The organism is Cupriavidus necator, assembly GCF_040578825.1.
Classification (GTDB): Bacteria; Pseudomonadota; Gammaproteobacteria; order Burkholderiales; family Burkholderiaceae; genus Cupriavidus; species Cupriavidus necator_E.
Map to the genome: position 1 here is coordinate 82,920 of NZ_JBEFLI010000002.1, position 15,253 is coordinate 98,172.

General features: G+C 66.4%; 15 protein-coding genes. 2 read left to right on the forward strand and 13 right to left on the reverse strand.

Features of this window, described 5'->3' with window-relative positions:
- Positions 1–9: 9 nt before the first annotated feature.
- The 4 genes from rfbC to rfbB are packed head-to-tail and all read right to left on the reverse strand — an operon-like array spanning position 10 to position 3,438.
- Entirely contained in the window at positions 10–558 is a 549-nt protein-coding gene (rfbC, locus tag AB1I47_RS01740) for a dTDP-4-dehydrorhamnose 3,5-epimerase (protein WP_354682058.1), read from the reverse strand.
- Between the two features lie 22 nt (positions 559–580).
- Complete coding sequence (gene rfbA, locus AB1I47_RS01745) at positions 581–1,459, reverse strand: glucose-1-phosphate thymidylyltransferase RfbA (protein WP_354682059.1); 879 nt, start codon at positions 1,457–1,459, stop codon at positions 581–583.
- 10 nt (positions 1,460–1,469) lie between these two features.
- Complete coding sequence (gene rfbD, locus AB1I47_RS01750) at positions 1,470–2,384, reverse strand: dTDP-4-dehydrorhamnose reductase (protein ID WP_354682060.1); 915 nt, start codon at positions 2,382–2,384, stop codon at positions 1,470–1,472.
- A complete protein-coding gene (gene rfbB / locus AB1I47_RS01755; RefSeq protein ID WP_354682061.1) occupies positions 2,374–3,438 on the reverse strand; it encodes a dTDP-glucose 4,6-dehydratase in 1,065 nt (354 codons plus the stop codon). The genes rfbD and rfbB overlap by 11 nt, the downstream gene beginning before the upstream one ends.
- 228 nt (positions 3,439–3,666) lie before the next feature.
- On the opposite strand from rfbB, the gene AB1I47_RS01760 reads away from it, so the two are divergent.
- Positions 3,667–4,515, forward strand: a complete 849-nt coding sequence (locus tag AB1I47_RS01760) for a symmetrical bis(5'-nucleosyl)-tetraphosphatase (RefSeq protein WP_354682204.1) — start codon at positions 3,667–3,669, stop codon at positions 4,513–4,515.
- Positions 4,516–4,531: 16 nt separating this feature from the next.
- On the opposite strand, the gene AB1I47_RS01765 is transcribed toward AB1I47_RS01760, so the two are convergent.
- From AB1I47_RS01765 to AB1I47_RS01795, 7 genes are all read right to left on the reverse strand, one after another.
- Positions 4,532–5,365, reverse strand: a complete 834-nt coding sequence (locus AB1I47_RS01765; protein ID WP_354682062.1) for a lysophospholipid acyltransferase family protein — start codon at positions 5,363–5,365, stop codon at positions 4,532–4,534.
- Positions 5,362–6,654 carry a dihydroorotase gene (locus tag AB1I47_RS01770; RefSeq protein ID WP_354682063.1) on the reverse strand — a complete coding sequence of 431 codons (1,293 nt, stop codon included), beginning with the start codon at positions 6,652–6,654 and terminating at the stop codon, positions 5,362–5,364. The genes AB1I47_RS01765 and AB1I47_RS01770 overlap by 4 nt, the downstream gene beginning before the upstream one ends.
- A 59-nt stretch (positions 6,655–6,713) precedes the next feature.
- Entirely contained in the window at positions 6,714–7,685 is a 972-nt protein-coding gene (locus AB1I47_RS01775) for an aspartate carbamoyltransferase catalytic subunit (protein ID WP_354682064.1), read from the reverse strand.
- 108 nt (positions 7,686–7,793) lie between these two features.
- Positions 7,794–8,324 carry a bifunctional pyr operon transcriptional regulator/uracil phosphoribosyltransferase PyrR gene (pyrR, locus tag AB1I47_RS01780; protein ID WP_354682065.1) on the reverse strand — a complete coding sequence of 177 codons (531 nt, stop codon included), beginning with the start codon at positions 8,322–8,324 and terminating at the stop codon, positions 7,794–7,796.
- Entirely contained in the window at positions 8,321–8,746 is a 426-nt protein-coding gene (ruvX, locus tag AB1I47_RS01785; RefSeq protein WP_354682066.1) for a Holliday junction resolvase RuvX, read from the reverse strand. The genes pyrR and ruvX overlap by 4 nt, the downstream gene beginning before the upstream one ends.
- The gene (locus AB1I47_RS01790; RefSeq protein ID WP_041681585.1) at positions 8,739–9,311 is read right to left on the reverse strand and encodes a YqgE/AlgH family protein; all 573 of its coding nucleotides are present in this window, start codon (positions 9,309–9,311) and stop codon (positions 8,739–8,741) included. Before AB1I47_RS01790 ends, ruvX begins: the two co-directional genes overlap by 8 nt.
- Positions 9,312–9,416: 105 nt before the next feature.
- Positions 9,417–10,124: a 16S rRNA pseudouridine(516) synthase gene (locus AB1I47_RS01795; RefSeq protein WP_354682067.1), complete on the reverse strand. Its 708-nt coding sequence runs from the start codon at positions 10,122–10,124 to the stop codon at positions 9,417–9,419.
- A gap of 130 nt (positions 10,125–10,254) precedes the next feature.
- Between AB1I47_RS01795 and AB1I47_RS01800 the strand changes: the two genes are divergently transcribed.
- Positions 10,255–11,832, forward strand: a complete 1,578-nt coding sequence (locus AB1I47_RS01800; protein ID WP_354682068.1) for a cryptochrome/photolyase family protein — start codon at positions 10,255–10,257, stop codon at positions 11,830–11,832.
- A gap of 65 nt (positions 11,833–11,897) precedes the next feature.
- Here the strand turns inward: AB1I47_RS01800 and AB1I47_RS01805 are convergent, their stop codons facing one another.
- Positions 11,898–13,088, reverse strand: a complete 1,191-nt coding sequence (locus AB1I47_RS01805) for a heme biosynthesis protein HemY (protein ID WP_354682069.1) — start codon at positions 13,086–13,088, stop codon at positions 11,898–11,900.
- A 4-nt stretch (positions 13,089–13,092) separates the two neighbouring features.
- Positions 13,093–15,249, reverse strand: coding sequence for a fused uroporphyrinogen-III synthase HemD/membrane protein HemX (hemDX, locus tag AB1I47_RS01810; RefSeq protein ID WP_354682070.1), 2,157 nt, complete (start codon positions 15,247–15,249; stop codon positions 13,093–13,095).
- Between the last annotated feature and the right edge of the window lie 4 nt (positions 15,250–15,253).

The window sequence follows — 15,253 nt, forward strand, 5'->3', positions numbered from 1 at the left end:
CTAGTCAGCCTACAGTTCGGCATCGACGAACGCTGCCCCTCGACGGTCTTTGTCAGAAAGTACCGGCGTAGTGCCGGCCAGTGGCCATTCTATGCCAATCGTCGGATCATCCCATTTGATGCAGCGATCGAACTCAGGAGCGTAGTATTCTGTGGTTTTATAAAGAAATTCCGCGAACTCGGATACAACCAAGAATCCGTGCGCGAAGCCTTCCGGGACCCACAACTGCCGCTTGTTCTCCGCAGACAAGCTGACACCAATCCATTTACCAAATGTCCCGGACTCTCTTCTCAGATCAACGGCAACATCAAAGACCTCACCGGCTACCACACGGACAAGCTTCCCTTGAGGGCGACGGATCTGATAATGCAATCCGCGCAAAACGCCTTTTACTGATCGCGAGTGATTATCCTGAACAAAATCGCGCTTTAGCCCGGTTGCAGCGTCAAAGTCCTTGGCATTGAAACTCTCAAAGAAGAAACCGCGATCATCGCCAAATACCTTTGGCTCAAGAATGAGCACATCGGGAATGGCGGTCTGAATGGCTTTGAGATTCATAGTCTGGGCTGCTTGCAATTTATTACTTGATAGACTCAGAGACAATTCGCTGCAGATACTTGCCGTAACCGTTCTTCGCAAGAGGATGCGCCAACGCGGCGACCTGTTCCGCACTTATCCATTTGCTTCGATAGGCAATTTCTTCTGGACATGCCACCATCAGCCCCTGTCGGTTCTGCAATGTCGCAATAAAACTGGCCGCTTCCAGCAGCGAATCATGTGTGCCGGTATCCAACCAAGCATAGCCACGCCCCATGATTTCCACATTGAGCTGAAGTATATCGAGATATCTCTTGTTGACATCGGTGATTTCCAACTCGCCGCGTAAAGACGGTTTGATATCAGCGGCAATGTCGCAGACCTGGTTGTCGTAGAAATACAGGCCCGTCACCGCGTAGTTGGAGCGCGGCTTCGCCGGTTTTTCCTCGAGCGACAGGGCGCGAAAATTCTCGTCGAATTCCACCACGCCGTAGCGTTCCGGATCGTGCACGTGGTAAGCGAATACCGTAGCGCCTGCCTCTTGGGCCGAAGCGCGCTGCAATTGCGCCACCAGATCGTGGCCGTGGAAGATGTTATCGCCCAGGATCAGGGTGCTCGGGTCGTTGCCGACAAAGTCACGGCCGATAATGAATGCCTGCGCCAGTCCGTCAGGGGAAGGCTGCACCGCATATTGGAGATTGAGACCCCACTTGCTGCCGTCGCCCAGCATTTCGGCGAAACGCGGGGTATCTTCCGGCGTGGAGATAATCAGAATATCCCGAATCCCCGCCAGCATCAGCGTGGACAACGGATAGTAGATCATCGGCTTGTCGTAGACCGGCAGCAACTGCTTGGATACCGATCTCGTGATCGGGTAGAGCCGGGTGCCGGAACCCCCAGCCAGGATAATGCCTTTACGCATGGTGTCTCGCTCAGGAGAAGATCTGGTCCAGCAGGAAATGCACGCCCTGCTGCCAGTCTGGGAGATGGATGCCGAAGGTGTGGCGCAGCTTGCTGGTGTCCAGGCGCGAGTTCGCAGGACGGGGGGCAGGCAGCGGGTACGCCGTGGCCGGAATCGCTTCGATGCGGGCCGGGTCGACCTTCAGTTCGATGCCTTTGGCGGCGGCATAGCGCAGCACTTCGCTGGCGTACGCGTGCCAGGTGGTTTCGCCAGCCGCGGCAAGATGGTAGATGCCGGATGCAAACGCTGTCCGGTCGCCCGACAGCCAGTGGCGCGCCACCACCTGTGCGGTCACGTCGGCAATCAGCGCCGCCGTAGTCGGTGCGCCGAACTGATCGGCAATCACGCGCAGGCTGTCGCGTTCGCGACCCAGCCTGAGCATGGTCTTGGCAAAGTTGCCGCCGTGCGCACCGGCGACCCAGCACGTACGGAAAACGAGGTTTGCTGCGCCGGCCGCGGCGATGGCCTGTTCGCCGGCGAGCTTGCTCTTGCCGTACACCGATTGCGGGTTCACCGCGTCGGTTTCGACATAGGCGCCCGCCTTGGTGCCATCAAAGACGTAGTCGGTGGAGTAGTGCACCAGCAGGCTGCCGAGCGCCTTCGCCTCTTCCGCCAGCACGCCCACAGCCGTGCCGTTGATGGCGTAGGCCAGTTCCGCTTCCGACTCGGCCTTGTCGACCGCCGTATAAGCGGCAGGATTGACGATGACATCGGGCCGGTACTCGCGCACCACGCGACGGATATCATCGGGCCGCGACAAGTCGCAGCCCGAACGGTCGAGTGCCACGACCTTGCCCAGCGGCGCCAGGCTGCGGCGCAGTTCAAAGCCGACCTGGCCGTTACTGCCGGTTACGAGAAGAGTGGGAGTGGCGGCGTTACGCTGCATATTGCTTCGCCACCCAGTTCCGGTACTCCCCCGACATCACGTCCTGCACCCATGCCTGATTGTCCAGGTACCACCGGACCGTCTTGCGCATGCCGGACTCGAAGGTCTCGGCCGGTTTCCAGCCGAGCTCACGCTCCAGCTTGCGGGCGTCGATGGCGTAGCGGCGGTCGTGGCCGGGACGGTCCTTGACGAAGGTAATCTGGTCGCGGTACGAGCCGGCGGCCTTCGGACGCAGCTCGTCCAGCAGGTCGCACAGCGTATGCACGACGTCGAGGTTGGTTTTCTCGTTCCAGCCGCCGACGTTGTACGTTTCGCCGAGGCGGCCACGAGCCAGTACTTCGCGGATCGCCGAGCAGTGATCGCGCACATAGAGCCAGTCGCGCACGTTCAGGCCATCGCCATAAATCGGCAGCGGCTTGCCCCCCAGCGCATTGGCGATAATCAGCGGGATCAGCTTTTCCGGGAAATGATAAGGACCGTAGTTGTTGGAACAGTTGGTCGTCAGGACCGGCAGGCCGTAGGTATGGTGATACGCGCGCACCAGATGGTCCGATGCGGCTTTCGATGCCGAGTACGGGCTGTTGGGCGCGTAAGGCGTCGTTTCCGAAAACTGCGGGTCGGCTTCGCTCAGCGAGCCGAACACTTCGTCGGTGGAGACATGCAGGAACCGGAACGCGGATTTGGCCGGTTCTTCCAGGCTGCCCCAGTAGGCGCGTGCGGCTTCCAGGAGCGTGAACGTGCCGACGATATTGGTCTGGATGAACTCGCCGGGGCCGTGAATGGAGCGGTCTACGTGGCTTTCCGCCGCGAAGTGCACGACGGCGCGAGGCTTGTAGGTGGCGAAAAGCGTGTCCAGGGCGGCACGGTCGCAAATATCCGTTTGCGAAAACACGTGGCGAGGATCGTTCTCCACAGACGCCAGCGTCTTTCGGTTGCCTGCATACGTGAGCTTGTCGACGTTGATGATGCCGTCAGCCGACTTGTCGCCCAGCCATGCCAGAACGAAATTGGCACCGATAAAACCTGCGCCGCCTGTGACCAAAATATGGGACAAAACTTGCTCCTTGCCTCGATATGTTTCGATGACCCGACAAAAGCCGAGCGCCCACCTTGTCCCCTTCAGGACGGCGGGACGTTAAGTGCCTGCAGAAGTGGCGGTATTCTATCCGACGGAATGCCCCATCCTACGTGCGTGATCGCTCTTTTTGTAGCCTCATGTAACCAAACCAAGCTATATCGGTCACAAAACTACAAATAGAAGCGAAATAATTCCTCCTTGCCGATGCCCGACTACCAAGTGCCCCTTGCAACACCCTACGCCCTCGGCGACCTTCAAGGCTGCGCCCCCTCCCTGGAGACGCTGCTTGCCCGGTTACCCCTTGACGTCCCCCTCCGCCTGGTCGGCGACGTCGTCAACCGCGGCCCCGCCTCCCTCCAGACGCTGCGCACCATCCATGCAATGGGGACACGCGCCGAAACCGTCCTCGGCAACCACGACATCCACCTGCTCGCCGTAGCCGCCGGCGTGCGCAAGAAGGGCAAATCCGACACCCTTGACGACATCCTCGCCGCGCCCGACTGTGATGTGTTGCTTACCTGGCTGCGCCATCGCCCGCTGGCGCTGTTCGAGAACGGCTTCCTGCTGATCCACGCCGGCGTCCTGCCTCAATGGACCGCGAGCCAGGTCATCGACCTCGCGCGCGAAGTGGAGGACCAGCTACAAGGACCGAACTGGCAAGGCTTTCTGGCCGATGTCTTCGGCAACGCGTCCGACCGCTGGCATGACGGCCTGCGGGGTATCGACCGTTACCGTGTGGTGGTGAACGCCCTGACCCGGCTGCGCTACTGCACGGCCGATGGCGTGATGGACTTCAAGACCAAGGAGGGACCGGGCAAGGCGCCGGACGGCTTTATGCCTTGGTTCGATGTGCCCGGGCGGCGCACCGCGGAGGTGACGGTGGTGTGCGGACACTGGTCGACGCTGGGCCTGGTGATGCGGCCGGACCTGATGGCGCTGGATACCGGTTGCGTCTGGGGCGGCAAGCTGACCGCAGCCAGGATGGCGGCGGATCCGGCGCAGCGGACCGTGGTCCAGGTCGATTGCCCGCAATATTGCGATCCGCTCGGCTGAGCGGCAGCCGGCCGGGTTAGCCGATCGGCGCCGGGGCGGGCTCGGTTTGCGGGCTCGCTGGCGTGCCGGCGTTCAGGCGCTGTGCGGTATCCATCGCATGCTCGGCAGCGCCCTGGCTGAGATGCACCACGACTTCCCTGGCCGATCCGGCCAGCTCACGGCGATCCCCTGAAACCGGTACCAGCGCCGGTCCGATCGCCAGCCGGGCCTTGATCGGCGGTGCGCGCAGGATGGTCTCGAGCGATTGCAGCAGCGTGGTGTCGCCGATATAGGCGGCCGCGAGCGTGGGCTGGCCGGTCGCGGCGTCGAGGTAGTTGAGCCCCAGCGGCTGCACCGGCAGCCCGCCGGAGATCGGCGCCTGCATCAGGTTGGCGTGGAACGGCAGCACGCTGGTGCCATCCGTGGTGGTGCCTTCGGGGAACACGCCGACCAGGTCGCCCTGCAGCATCACGTCGGTGATGTCGTGCAGTACGCGATGCGCGTCGCGCTTGCGGCCGCGTTCGATAAAGAGGGTGCCGGTCTTGTCGCACAGCCAGCCGATCACGGGCCAGCTACGGATCTCGGACTTGGCGACGAAGCGGACCGGCTGCCAGCTATGGATCACGTAGATGTCCAGCCACGAGATGTGGTTGCAGACCACCATCGCGCCCTGCCGCGCCGCGCCGTGCGACGCCACGCCGGTGGCGTCGACCACTTCGACCTCCACGCCCAGGATGCGCAGCAGCCGGCGCGACCAGCGCCGGATATGCCATTCGCGCGCGCGCACGCCGAGCCACGGGAACAGCAACGCGCAGGTGACCAGCCCGCGCAGCAGGTGCAGCCCCAGCGCGGTCTTGCGCAGCCAGATCATGCGGTGACGTGGTTGCCCTGGTTGCCGTACACGACCTGGCCGCCGACCAGCGTCATGCGGACCTTGCCTTCCATCTCGTAGCCGAGCCATGGCGAGTTCTTGCCCTGGCTCTTGATGGAGCGGCGGTCGACCTTCCACACCTGCTTCGGGTCGAACAGGCAGATGTCGGCGGCGCTGCCGGTGGCGAGCGTGCCGGCCTTGAGCCCGATCACGCGCGCGGGCTCGGAAGTGATGCGCGCCAGCGCCTGCGCCAGCGGCACCTTGTGCTCGGCGGCCCAGCGCAGCGTCAGCGGCAGCAGCAGTTCCAGGCCGATGGCGCCGGGGGTGGCCTCGGCGAACGGCAGCAGCTTTTCGTCGTCGTCCACCGGGGTGTGGTCGGAGCACAGCGCGTCGATGGTGCCGTCGGCCAGCGCGGCGACGATGGCGTCGCGGTCGCGGATGCTGCGCAGCGGCGGCGAGAAGCGCATCTGCGAATTGAAGTAGCCGATATCCATGTCGGTCAGCGAGACGTGGTGGATATTGACGTCACAGCTGACGGGCAGCCCTTCGCGCTTGGCCTGGCGCACCAGTTCCAGCCCGGCGGCGGACGACAGCCGGCACAGGTGCACGCGCGCGCCGGTGCTGCGCATCAGCTCGAAGATGGTGTGCAGCCGCACGGTCTCGGCGATCACCGACACGCCGGACAGGCCCAGCCGCGACGCGACCGCGCCGCTGGCCGCCACGCCGCCGCCCAGGAAGGGGTCTTCCGGGCGCAGCCAGACGGTGAAACCAAAGGTCTGCGCGTACTGCAACGCCCGCAGCAGCACCTGGGTGTTGCGCACCGGCTGCTCGGCCTGGCTGAAGCCGACGCAGCCGGCTTCGGTCAGCTGGTTCATCTCGGTCAGGATCTCGCCCTTCAGGCCCAGCGTCAGCGCGCCCAGGGGGTAGACGTGGGTCTGGTTCAGCGTGCGGGCGCGGAACTTGAGCATCTCGACCAGGCCGGGCTCGTCCAGCACCGGGTCGGTGTCGGGCGGGCAGACCAGGCTGGTGACACCGCCGGCGGCGGCCGCGGCGACTTCGGATTCGAGCGTGGCCTTGTATTCGTAGCCGGGCTCGCGCAGCCGCGCGGACAGGTCGACCAGGCCCGGGCACACGATCAGGCCCCGGGCGTCGATGGTCTTGTTGGCGGTGAAGTCGGCCGGGGCGCTGCCCACGCCGACGATCTTGCCGGCGGCGAGATAGAGGTCCTGCGCGGCGTCGGTGCCGGTGGCCGGATCGATCAGGCGGCCGCCCTGGATGTGAATCTTCATAGCTTGGCTTGTCGTGTCGCTTGGCGTGTTCGGTGTGTTCTGGCTCGGGTGCGGCATGTTCAGTCGTTGTTCCCGGCGACGATGCCCATCACGGCCATGCGCACGGCAATGCCGAAGGTCACCTGGTTGAGGATCACCGACTGCGGGCCGTCGGCCACGGCGGAGTCGATCTCGACGCCGCGGTTCATCGGGCCCGGGTGCATCACGATGGCATCCGGCTTTGCCAGCGCCAGGCGCTCCGGCGTCAGGCCGTAGGCCTTGAAATACTCCTGCGCCGATGGCAGCAGCGCGCCGCTCATGCGCTCGTTCTGCAGCCGCAGCATGATCACCACATCGACGCCCTTCAGCCCCTCTTCCATGTTGTGGAAGACGCGCACGCCCATCTGCTCCAGGCCCGACGGCAGCAGCGTGCGGGGCCCGATCGCACGCACTTCCGGCACGCCCAGCGTGGTCAGTGCGTGGATATCCGAGCGCGCCACGCGCGAGTGCAGGATGTCGCCGACGATCGCTACCGTCAGGTTGGTGAAGTCCTTCTTGAAGTGCCGGATCGTGTACATGTCCAGCAGGCCCTGCGTCGGATGCGCATGGCGGCCGTCGCCGGCGTTGATCACGTGCACGTGCGGTGCGACATGCTCGGCGATCAGGTAAGGCGCGCCCGAGCTGGCATGGCGCACCACGAACATGTCGGCGGACATCGCCGACAGGTTGTTGATGGTGTCCAGCAGCGACTCGCCCTTGCTGGTGGACGACGCATTGATGTTCAGGTTGAGCACGTCCGCCGACAGCCGCTTGGCCGCGATCTCGAACGTGGTGCGGGTGCGGGTGGAGTTCTCGAAGAACAGGTTGAACACGCTCTTGCCGCGCAGCAGGGGCACCTTTTTGACTTCGCGGTCGGAATCGGACAGCGATACGAACTGGCTGGCGGTGTCGAGGATGTGCGTGATCATGTCACGCGACAACCCCTCGATCGACAACAGGTGCTTCAGTTCGCCGTTCTTGGTGAGCTGCGGGTTGCGGAACGTCTTGGTCATGGCTGGTCGGGCGCGGGCAAAAAACGGGGGGTCTGGTCTCAGGGCGTGGTGTCAGGCGCGCCGGGTGCGCGTCGGGCAATCTGGCATCGATCTGGCGGGCGGGCCGGCTCAGTTGCCGGCGGTGGGTTCGGTGGCGAAGGCGAAGCTTGCGGCGGCGCCCTCGCCCTGGCGCGAAAGCACCAGCGTGGTGCCAGGCGGCAGCGCCATCTCGGCGGCGGTCAGGTCGGCGGCGATGGGCAACTGGCGCCCGCCGCGGTCGACCAGCACGCCCAGCGCCACGCGCGCGGGGCGGCCGTAGTCGAACAGTTCGTTGACGGCGGCGCGGATGGTGCGGCCGGTGGCCAGCACATCGTCGATCAGCAGGATATTGCGGTCCTCGACCGAAAACGGCAGCGTCGTCGGCTGGGCCTGGCTGTGCAGGCCTTTTTTGGCGTAGTCGTCGCGATGGAAGGCAACGTTGATCACGCCATGCTCGGGCAGATTCAGGTCGGCGGCGAGCCGCGCGGCAATCCAGGCGCCGCCGGAATGGATGCCGGCCACCGACCAGCGCGCACGCTCGGCATCGGGAATCAGGGCCCGGGCCTGGTCCAGCAGCTTGCGGTACAGCGACTCGGCGTCGGGAACGGAAATCTGCGTCATAGCGGGAATTGGTCGAAATACTGTTGCAGGATGATGCGGGCCGCCTCGGCGTCCAGCTCACCGCGACGGGCGCCAGCCATCGAGGCGGCACGCGATGAATAACGTTCGTCCACCCATTCCACCGGCAGGTTGAAGCGGCCGTTGAGCTGGTTGCCAAAGCGCCGCGCCAGCCGCATCGACGGCTGCTCGCCGCCTTCGGGGTTGACCGGCATGCCGACGACCAGCTGCACCGGGTTCCACTCGCGGATCAGCCCGGCCACGGCCTCGAAGCGGCCTTCGACGGTGATATTGGGGAGGATGCCCAGCGCACGCGCCTCGCGCGTGATGAAATTGCCCAGCGCGACGCCGATCTTTTTCTCGCCGTAGTCGAATGCCAGGACCGTGCCGTCGCGGGGCAGTTCGCGCCCCACGGCGTCAGGCATGCCCGGCCTCGCCCGACAGCATGTTGACGTCGACGCCCAGCAGGCCGATGGCCGCGGCAAAGCGCCCTTCGGGGGGCACACTGAAGATGATCTCGGGATCGGCCTGCACGGTCAGCCAGCCGTTGCGGCTGAGCTCTTCCTCGAGCTGGCCGGCACCCCAGCCGGAATATCCCAGCGTCAGCAGGAAACGGTGCGGGCCGCTGCCATTGGCCACGGCCTCGAGCACGTCCTTGGAGGTGGTCATTTCCAGTCCGCCCGGCACTGCCAGCGACGAAACGTAGACGCCGACCGGGTCGTGCAGCACGAAGCCGCGCTCGGTCTGCACCGGGCCGCCGAAGTAGACCGGCTGGTGCGCCACGGGCTGGATTTCGAGCTTGAGGTCGATCTTGTCGAACAGCGTGGCCATGTCGATATCGATGGGCCGGTTGATCACCAGCCCGAGCGCGCCACGCTCGTTGTGTTCGCAGATGTAGACGACGGAACCCGAAAAGGTCGGATCGGCCATGCCAGGCATGGCAATCAGGAACTGATTGGTCAGATTGATGGGTGCTTCGGGCTTCGCCATGCCTTGCATTTTATCAAATCGCCGGGGGTCTTCCGGAAAAGATTGGCGGGCGCTGCAGTGCAGCAACGAGCGCCCGGCCACGCTGCGTGATCGCAGCCACGAAGGTCATTCTTTATCCGTCAGGGCCGCCAGGTCCTGCGCCGTCAGCCAGCGCCACTCGCCTTCGGCCAGCGTCGGGTCGAGCTGCAGGCCGCCGATGGCGCTGCGATGCAGGGCCTCCACATGGTTGCCGGCAGCGACCACCATGCGCTTGACCTGATGGTACTTGCCTTGCACCAGCGTCAGCCGCAGGCTGCGTTCGCCGGTGATCTCGCAGGCTTCTGCGGCGATCGGAGCGGGTTCGTCGATCAGCTGAACGCCTGCGCGCAGCGCCTCGGCCTGCGCCTGCGTGACCGGCTCCGCAGTCGTCACTTCGTAGACCTTGGGCACCTTGCGCTTGGGCGAGGTCTGGGCATGGATGAACTGGCCGTCGTCGGTCAGCAGCAGCAGGCCGGTGGTGTCGTGGTCAAGCCGGCCCACCGCCTGGACCTCGCGCTGGCGCAGCGGCACCGGCAGCAGGTTGTACACGCTCTCATGATGGCGCGGGCGCTGCGAGCACTCGTAGCCCGCGGGCTTGTTCAGCATCAGGTAAGCCTTGGTGCAGGCGATCCATTCCTCGCCGTCGATCGTCAGGCGCAGGCCGTCCACCTCGAATTGCGCGCGCGGATCCTCGCATAGCTCGCCGTTGACCTCGACCAGGCCGGCGGCGATCAGGTCGCCGCAGTACCGGCGCGTGCCAAAGCCCTGGGATTGAAGGATACGGTCGAGTGTCATGTGCTTCGGTGGTGGTAATGATTGGTTGGTGGCACGGCTGCCGACGGCATGCCATGGCAAGTACCGCTATGTTAGGGTATCGCCGCGATCGTCCCCGGTTTCCGTTCTTCTTTTCCAACAACAGGCGAGCATGCAGGCAGCAGGCAACCCGGCTTCGGCGAGGCCACCCTATCGGATCGGCCGGAACTTCGAGCGTGGGCTGGTCTGGTTCCGGCGCGACCTGCGCGCCGCCGACCACGCGGCGCTGCATTATGCCCTCAGGCACTGTGCCCGGGTGTGGTGTGTGTTTGTGTTCGACCGCGACATCCTCGATCCGCTGCTGGCACGTGGGCTGCGGGCCGACCGGCGGGTGGGGTTCATCCGGGCATCGCTGCTGGAGCTGGCCGATACCCTGACCGCAGCGGGCGGTGGCCTGATCGTGCTGCATGACCGCGCCGACGACGCCATCCCGGCGCTGGCGCGCGAACTGGACGTGCAGGCGGTCTTTGCCAACCACGATTACGAGCCCGCGGCCAATGCCCGCGACGAAGCGGTGCGCCTTGCGCTGGCGGCACAGGCGCGCGCGCTCTTCAGCTTCAAGGACCAGGCGGTGTTCGAGCGCGACGAGCTCCTGACCGGCCAGCGCAAGCCGTTCTCCGTGTTCACGCCGTACAAGCATGCGTGGCTGCGCAGCGTGCAGCCGTTCGATCTGCGTCCCTATCCGATCGATCCCTACCTGCACGCGCTGGCGCCGGTGCCGCACGCGTACCGCCGGCCCTTGCCGACGCTCGACCAGCTTGGCTTCCGGACCAGCAATCTCGCCGAGATCGCCATGCCCACCGGCGCCTCCGGCGCGCAGGCGCTGTTCGAGGAATTCACCGGGCGCATCGGCGACTACGGCCGCCGGCGCGACTACCCTGCCCTGCGCGGTCCCAGCTACCTGTCGGTGCACCTGCGCTTCGGCACGATCTCGATCCGCACGCTGGCGCGCACCGCGCATGAGGCGGTGCTGCGCGGCGGGGCCGACAGCGCCGGCGCCGCGGTATGGCTGTCCGAGCTGATCTGGCGCGACTTCTATTTCATGATCCTGCACCACCATCCGCGCGTGGCGGCGGGCGCGGCTTTCCACCCGGCCTACGACGCGATCCGCTGGCAGGACGGCGACACCGGCGAGCGTTATTTCCGCGCGTGGTGCGACGCCGCCACCGGTTATCCGCTGGTCGATGCCGCCATGCTGCAGATCCGGCAAAGCGGCTATATGCACAACCGGCTGCGCATGGTCACGGCCAGCTTCCTGGCCAAGGACCTCGGCGTCGACTGGCGCCGTGGCGAACAGTACTTTGCCGACCAGCTCAATGACTTCGACTTCGCCGCCAACAACGGCGGCTGGCAGTGGGCGGCCTCAACCGGCTGCGACGCGCAGCCGTGGTTTCGCCTCTTCAACCCGGTGACGCAGTCGCAGAAGTTCGATCCGGATGGCCGTTTTATCCGCAAATACCTGCCGCAGCTCGCGGCGCTGCCCGATAAGTACCTGCATGCGCCGTGGACCGCGCCTGCACCCGTGCTGGCGCAAGCCGGCGTGCGTTTGGGCGACAACTACCCGCGGCCGCTGGTGCAGCATGACGCGGCGCGCAGGCAGACGCTGGCGCGTTATGCGGTGGTGAAGGAAGCCGGCAAGCGGGATGCTGCCGGCATGGGAGAGGCAGACGACCGGGGCGCCGATTCTTAAAGCCGCTGGTTGAACAAGTCATCCCCGCGCAGGCGCGGGATCCAGCGTCTTCAACTGCCCGCGGCTCAAGCCGCCAGCATCGCGCTCTCGCGATAGTGCCGCTGCGCCTCCTCGAAGCGCTCGGTCTCCTCGAACAGCCGCGCCAGCGCCAGGTGCGTGCGCACGCGCAGGCGGCGTTGCTGCTCGGGCTCCGCGTACTTCAGTGCGCGCTCGAAGCTGGACTGGGCCTTGCCCCACAGCTTCTCGCCCAGGCACAGCACGCCCAGCGTGTAGTAGAGGTCGGCGTCGGCCGGATGCTCGGCCAGCCATTTCTCGGCCTGCTGGATCTGCGGCAGCGCATGGCCGGGCACGGCGCAGTCGGCGTAGCGCAGCACGAGGCGGCTGTCCCAGTTGACCTTGAGCGCGTCCTCGACGATGCGGCGGGCTTCGTTCTGGCGGCCCAGCGCGGCAAAGTAGCGCGCCGCCGGTTCGGCGATGCGGGTGGCGCGGCGCTCGTCGGCGGACAGCGAGCGCCAGAACTCGGTCAGCGCGTCGGCATCGTGGCGGCGCTCTTCCAGCATGGCCTCGACCGCCATTTGCTTGAGCCGCAGCGCCAGCACCGGGTGCAGCGCGTTGCGTTTCTCGAGCGAGCGCGCCAGGCGCAGCACTTCGGACCAGTTCTTCAGGTGCTGGTGCGCGCGCAGCGCGATGCGCTGTACGTGGATCTGGCGCGCGCCCTGCGCCTGCAGCTGGGCGATGGTTTCCAGCGCGCCGTCGGCGTCGCGGGCATCGACCAGCAGCTCTGCCATCGACACCAGCCGCGCCTGCTCGCGCTCCGGGTCCGTGACCTGCGCCATCCAGGCATCGCGCCGGTCGGTTTCCTGCATCCGGTGCGCGGCGCGGGCGCCGATCAGCGCCGCGGTCTGGGACTGGTCTTCCCACGACTGGGCCTCGCGGGCGCAGCGCTCGGCGCGGGCGAAGCGGCCCGCGAACAGGTTCTCGATCGATTCGCGCAGCGCCGCCTGCGCCTTGTTCATGCGGCTGCGCTCGCGATAGGCGGCCGCGCGGCGCGGCATCTCGGACAGATGGCGGATGGTGGTCATCACCGTCCACACCACGAAGAACAACAGCAGCAACAGCGCGAGCGCAAGATTCAGCGACAGCTCAACGCGATACGGCGGATAGAACAGCACCACATTGCTGTGGTTGAACTGCGTGAACAGCGCCAGCCCGACGGCGCCGCCAAACAGGACCGCAACCCAGAACAGAAGGCGCATGGGCTTACTCCTTCTTCAGGGCATGCAGCGCGCCCAGGCTCTCGGCCATGGTCGGCAACTGCACGGTGACCGCGCCGGCCTGCGCCTGCTTCAGCAAGGTCAGCACGCCCTGCACGCGGCGCGACTTGGTGTCGAAATAGCGGCCGATCATCGCCTGCGCGGCCGCCAGGTCGTTGCGGAACACGGGCTCGTTGCGCGACAGCAGCGCCAGCCGCGCATTGAGCAGGCGCAGCTTGACGTTCTCGCGCAGGAACCAGCCCTGGTCGCCGGACAGCAGCAGCGCCTCGGCGTCGTCGACCTTGCGGATGCGGATCACCTGCGCCAGTTCTTCGCGCAGATAGTCCCACAGCCGCGTGAACCAGCCGCCATTGCCGTTGGTGGCCGGGGCGCTGGCCCCGTTGGCGCCGTTGGTGCCATTGGTACGTGCCGCGTCCTTGCGCGCGCTGGCTTCGCTGCGTTCCAGCATGCGTTCGCTGGACAGCAGCGGCAGCACGTCGACCTGGTTGATGGCCTCGTCCAGCTTGATCGCGGCGCCGGTCAGGTCGGTGTCGGGCACCGCCTTCATGCGCGCGATATCGCGCGCGATCGCGCGGCGCAGCAGGTTGTATTGCGGCTTGTCGGTGCGTGCCAGGCGGGCGTCGGCGCTTTGCAGCGCGGCCAGCGCCACCTGCACGTTGCCGGTGAGCTGCAGTTGCTGGCCGGCGTTGGTCAGCAACTGCTGGATCTCGGCGATTTCCCAGTCATCGCGGTTGCGCATCAGGTCCTGGTAGACCTGCTCCAGCGCCACCTGCTTGTCGCGCGTTTCACCGACCTGGCTTTCCAGCGCGCCGACCTTGGCCTGCAGCTCCTTGACGGTGTCCTGCGCATTGCGCGTCAGTACGCGCGACTCCTGCACCAGCGCATCGTTGCTCTGCTGGCGCCGGGCCAGTTCGTCGGTCAGGTGGTCGACGCGCTGCTGCAGCCACCAGAAGCCGCCGGCGGTTGCCACCACCAGCACGGCGACCAGCGCCCACAGCGCGGCGGAACGCCGCGGGGCGGCACCGGGCCCCGGCCTTGGAGCTGCGCCGGCACCGTTGGCCGAACCAGAAGCTGAACCAGGAGCGGATGCCGCGATCGGCGGCGGCGTAGCGGAGGAGGACGTGGTTTCTTGCGTCACGCGTTCGACCTTCGTTGACGTTGCGGGGACTGCTGCGGGCGCCGGGATGGCGACCGGCATGGCGGGCGGCGGCACCTCGGCATCGCCTTGCACCGGCACGACCTGCGCTGGCGTGCTGGCCGGCGCCGGGCCGGCATGGGCATCGCCCCATTGCATGCACGCCGCCAGCAGGCCGGCATCGCCCGGCGCGGCGCGCTGGATATGGCTGAAGCCCAGCGCCAGCGCCTGTTCGGCGATTCTCGCATGCGGTGCGATGCACTGCACCTGGCGCAGGGCGGCAACGTCTTCCGGCGTCAGGTGCTGGCGCGCCAGCGCATCGAGGTTGCGCACCGCTTCGGAGCTGGTCAGCAGCCAGGCGGAGGGCGCAGCGCCGGGGCGCAGGCTGTCGCGCACGGCCTGCCATTGCATCGAGGTGGGCTCGGGCAGCGTGCGGCGGTAGGCTTCGACCGCCTCGACCTGCGCGCCGGCTTCACGCAGGCGGTCGCCCAGCCAGTCGCGCCCGCCGTTGCCGCGGATGATCAGCACCGGCTTGCCCGCCAGCGCGGCGGGATCGAGCTGGGCCCACAGGGCTTCGGAATCGAAGCGCGGCGTGTCGGACTCGTGGCCGCCTTCGTGCGGAGTGTCGGCGCCGTTACCGTTGGTGTCGGCGCCGGCCGGCGCGATCACGCTAAAGCCCGGCGGCGCGATACCGCGTTCGGCCAATGCGGCCACACTGGCCGGGCCAACCACGGCCACCGGCACCTGCGCCGGCCATTGCGCCACGGTCGTGCCCTGCACGGCGGCCAGCGCATCGAGCGCATAGGCAATGGCATTGGGGCTGACAAAGACCACCAGCGCGAATTCAGGCAGCCGCGTCAGCGCCGCGCGCAGCGGCGCGTCGTCGGCGGCGGGGCCGATCGTCAGCAAGGGAAAGCTCAGTACGTCCAGACCCGCGGCCTGCAGCGCCTCGGTCAGTTGCCGGGACTGCCCGGCGGGTCGTGTCACAACGACGGTCGGGCGGGGCATCGGG

Bases quoted from the DNA above. Each gene is read 5' to 3' on its own strand.
- rfbC (WP_354682058.1), bottom strand. From the start codon at position 558: ATGAATCTCAAAGCCATTCAGACCGCCATTCCCGATGTGCTCATTCTT.
- rfbA (WP_354682059.1), bottom strand. From the start codon at position 1,459: ATGCGTAAAGGCATTATCCTGGCTGGGGGTTCCGGCACCCGGCTCTAC.
- pyrR (WP_354682065.1), bottom strand. From the start codon at position 8,324: ATGACGCAGATTTCCGTTCCCGACGCCGAGTCGCTGTACCGCAAGCTG.
- ruvX (WP_354682066.1), bottom strand. From the start codon at position 8,746: ATGCCTGACGCCGTGGGGCGCGAACTGCCCCGCGACGGCACGGTCCTG.
- AB1I47_RS01765 (WP_354682062.1), bottom strand. From the start codon at position 5,365: ATGATCTGGCTGCGCAAGACCGCGCTGGGGCTGCACCTGCTGCGCGGG.
- AB1I47_RS01800 (WP_354682068.1), top strand. From the start codon at position 10,255: ATGCAGGCAGCAGGCAACCCGGCTTCGGCGAGGCCACCCTATCGGATC.
- AB1I47_RS01770 (WP_354682063.1), bottom strand. From the start codon at position 6,654: ATGAAGATTCACATCCAGGGCGGCCGCCTGATCGATCCGGCCACCGGC.
- AB1I47_RS01775 (WP_354682064.1), bottom strand. From the start codon at position 7,685: ATGACCAAGACGTTCCGCAACCCGCAGCTCACCAAGAACGGCGAACTG.
- rfbD (WP_354682060.1), bottom strand. From the start codon at position 2,384: ATGCAGCGTAACGCCGCCACTCCCACTCTTCTCGTAACCGGCAGTAAC.
- AB1I47_RS01790 (WP_041681585.1), bottom strand. From the start codon at position 9,311: ATGGCGAAGCCCGAAGCACCCATCAATCTGACCAATCAGTTCCTGATT.
- hemDX (WP_354682070.1), bottom strand. From the start codon at position 15,249: ATGCCCCGCCCGACCGTCGTTGTGACACGACCCGCCGGGCAGTCCCGG.
- AB1I47_RS01805 (WP_354682069.1), bottom strand. From the start codon at position 13,088: ATGCGCCTTCTGTTCTGGGTTGCGGTCCTGTTTGGCGGCGCCGTCGGG.
- AB1I47_RS01795 (WP_354682067.1), bottom strand. From the start codon at position 10,124: ATGACACTCGACCGTATCCTTCAATCCCAGGGCTTTGGCACGCGCCGG.
- AB1I47_RS01760 (WP_354682204.1), top strand. From the start codon at position 3,667: ATGCCCGACTACCAAGTGCCCCTTGCAACACCCTACGCCCTCGGCGAC.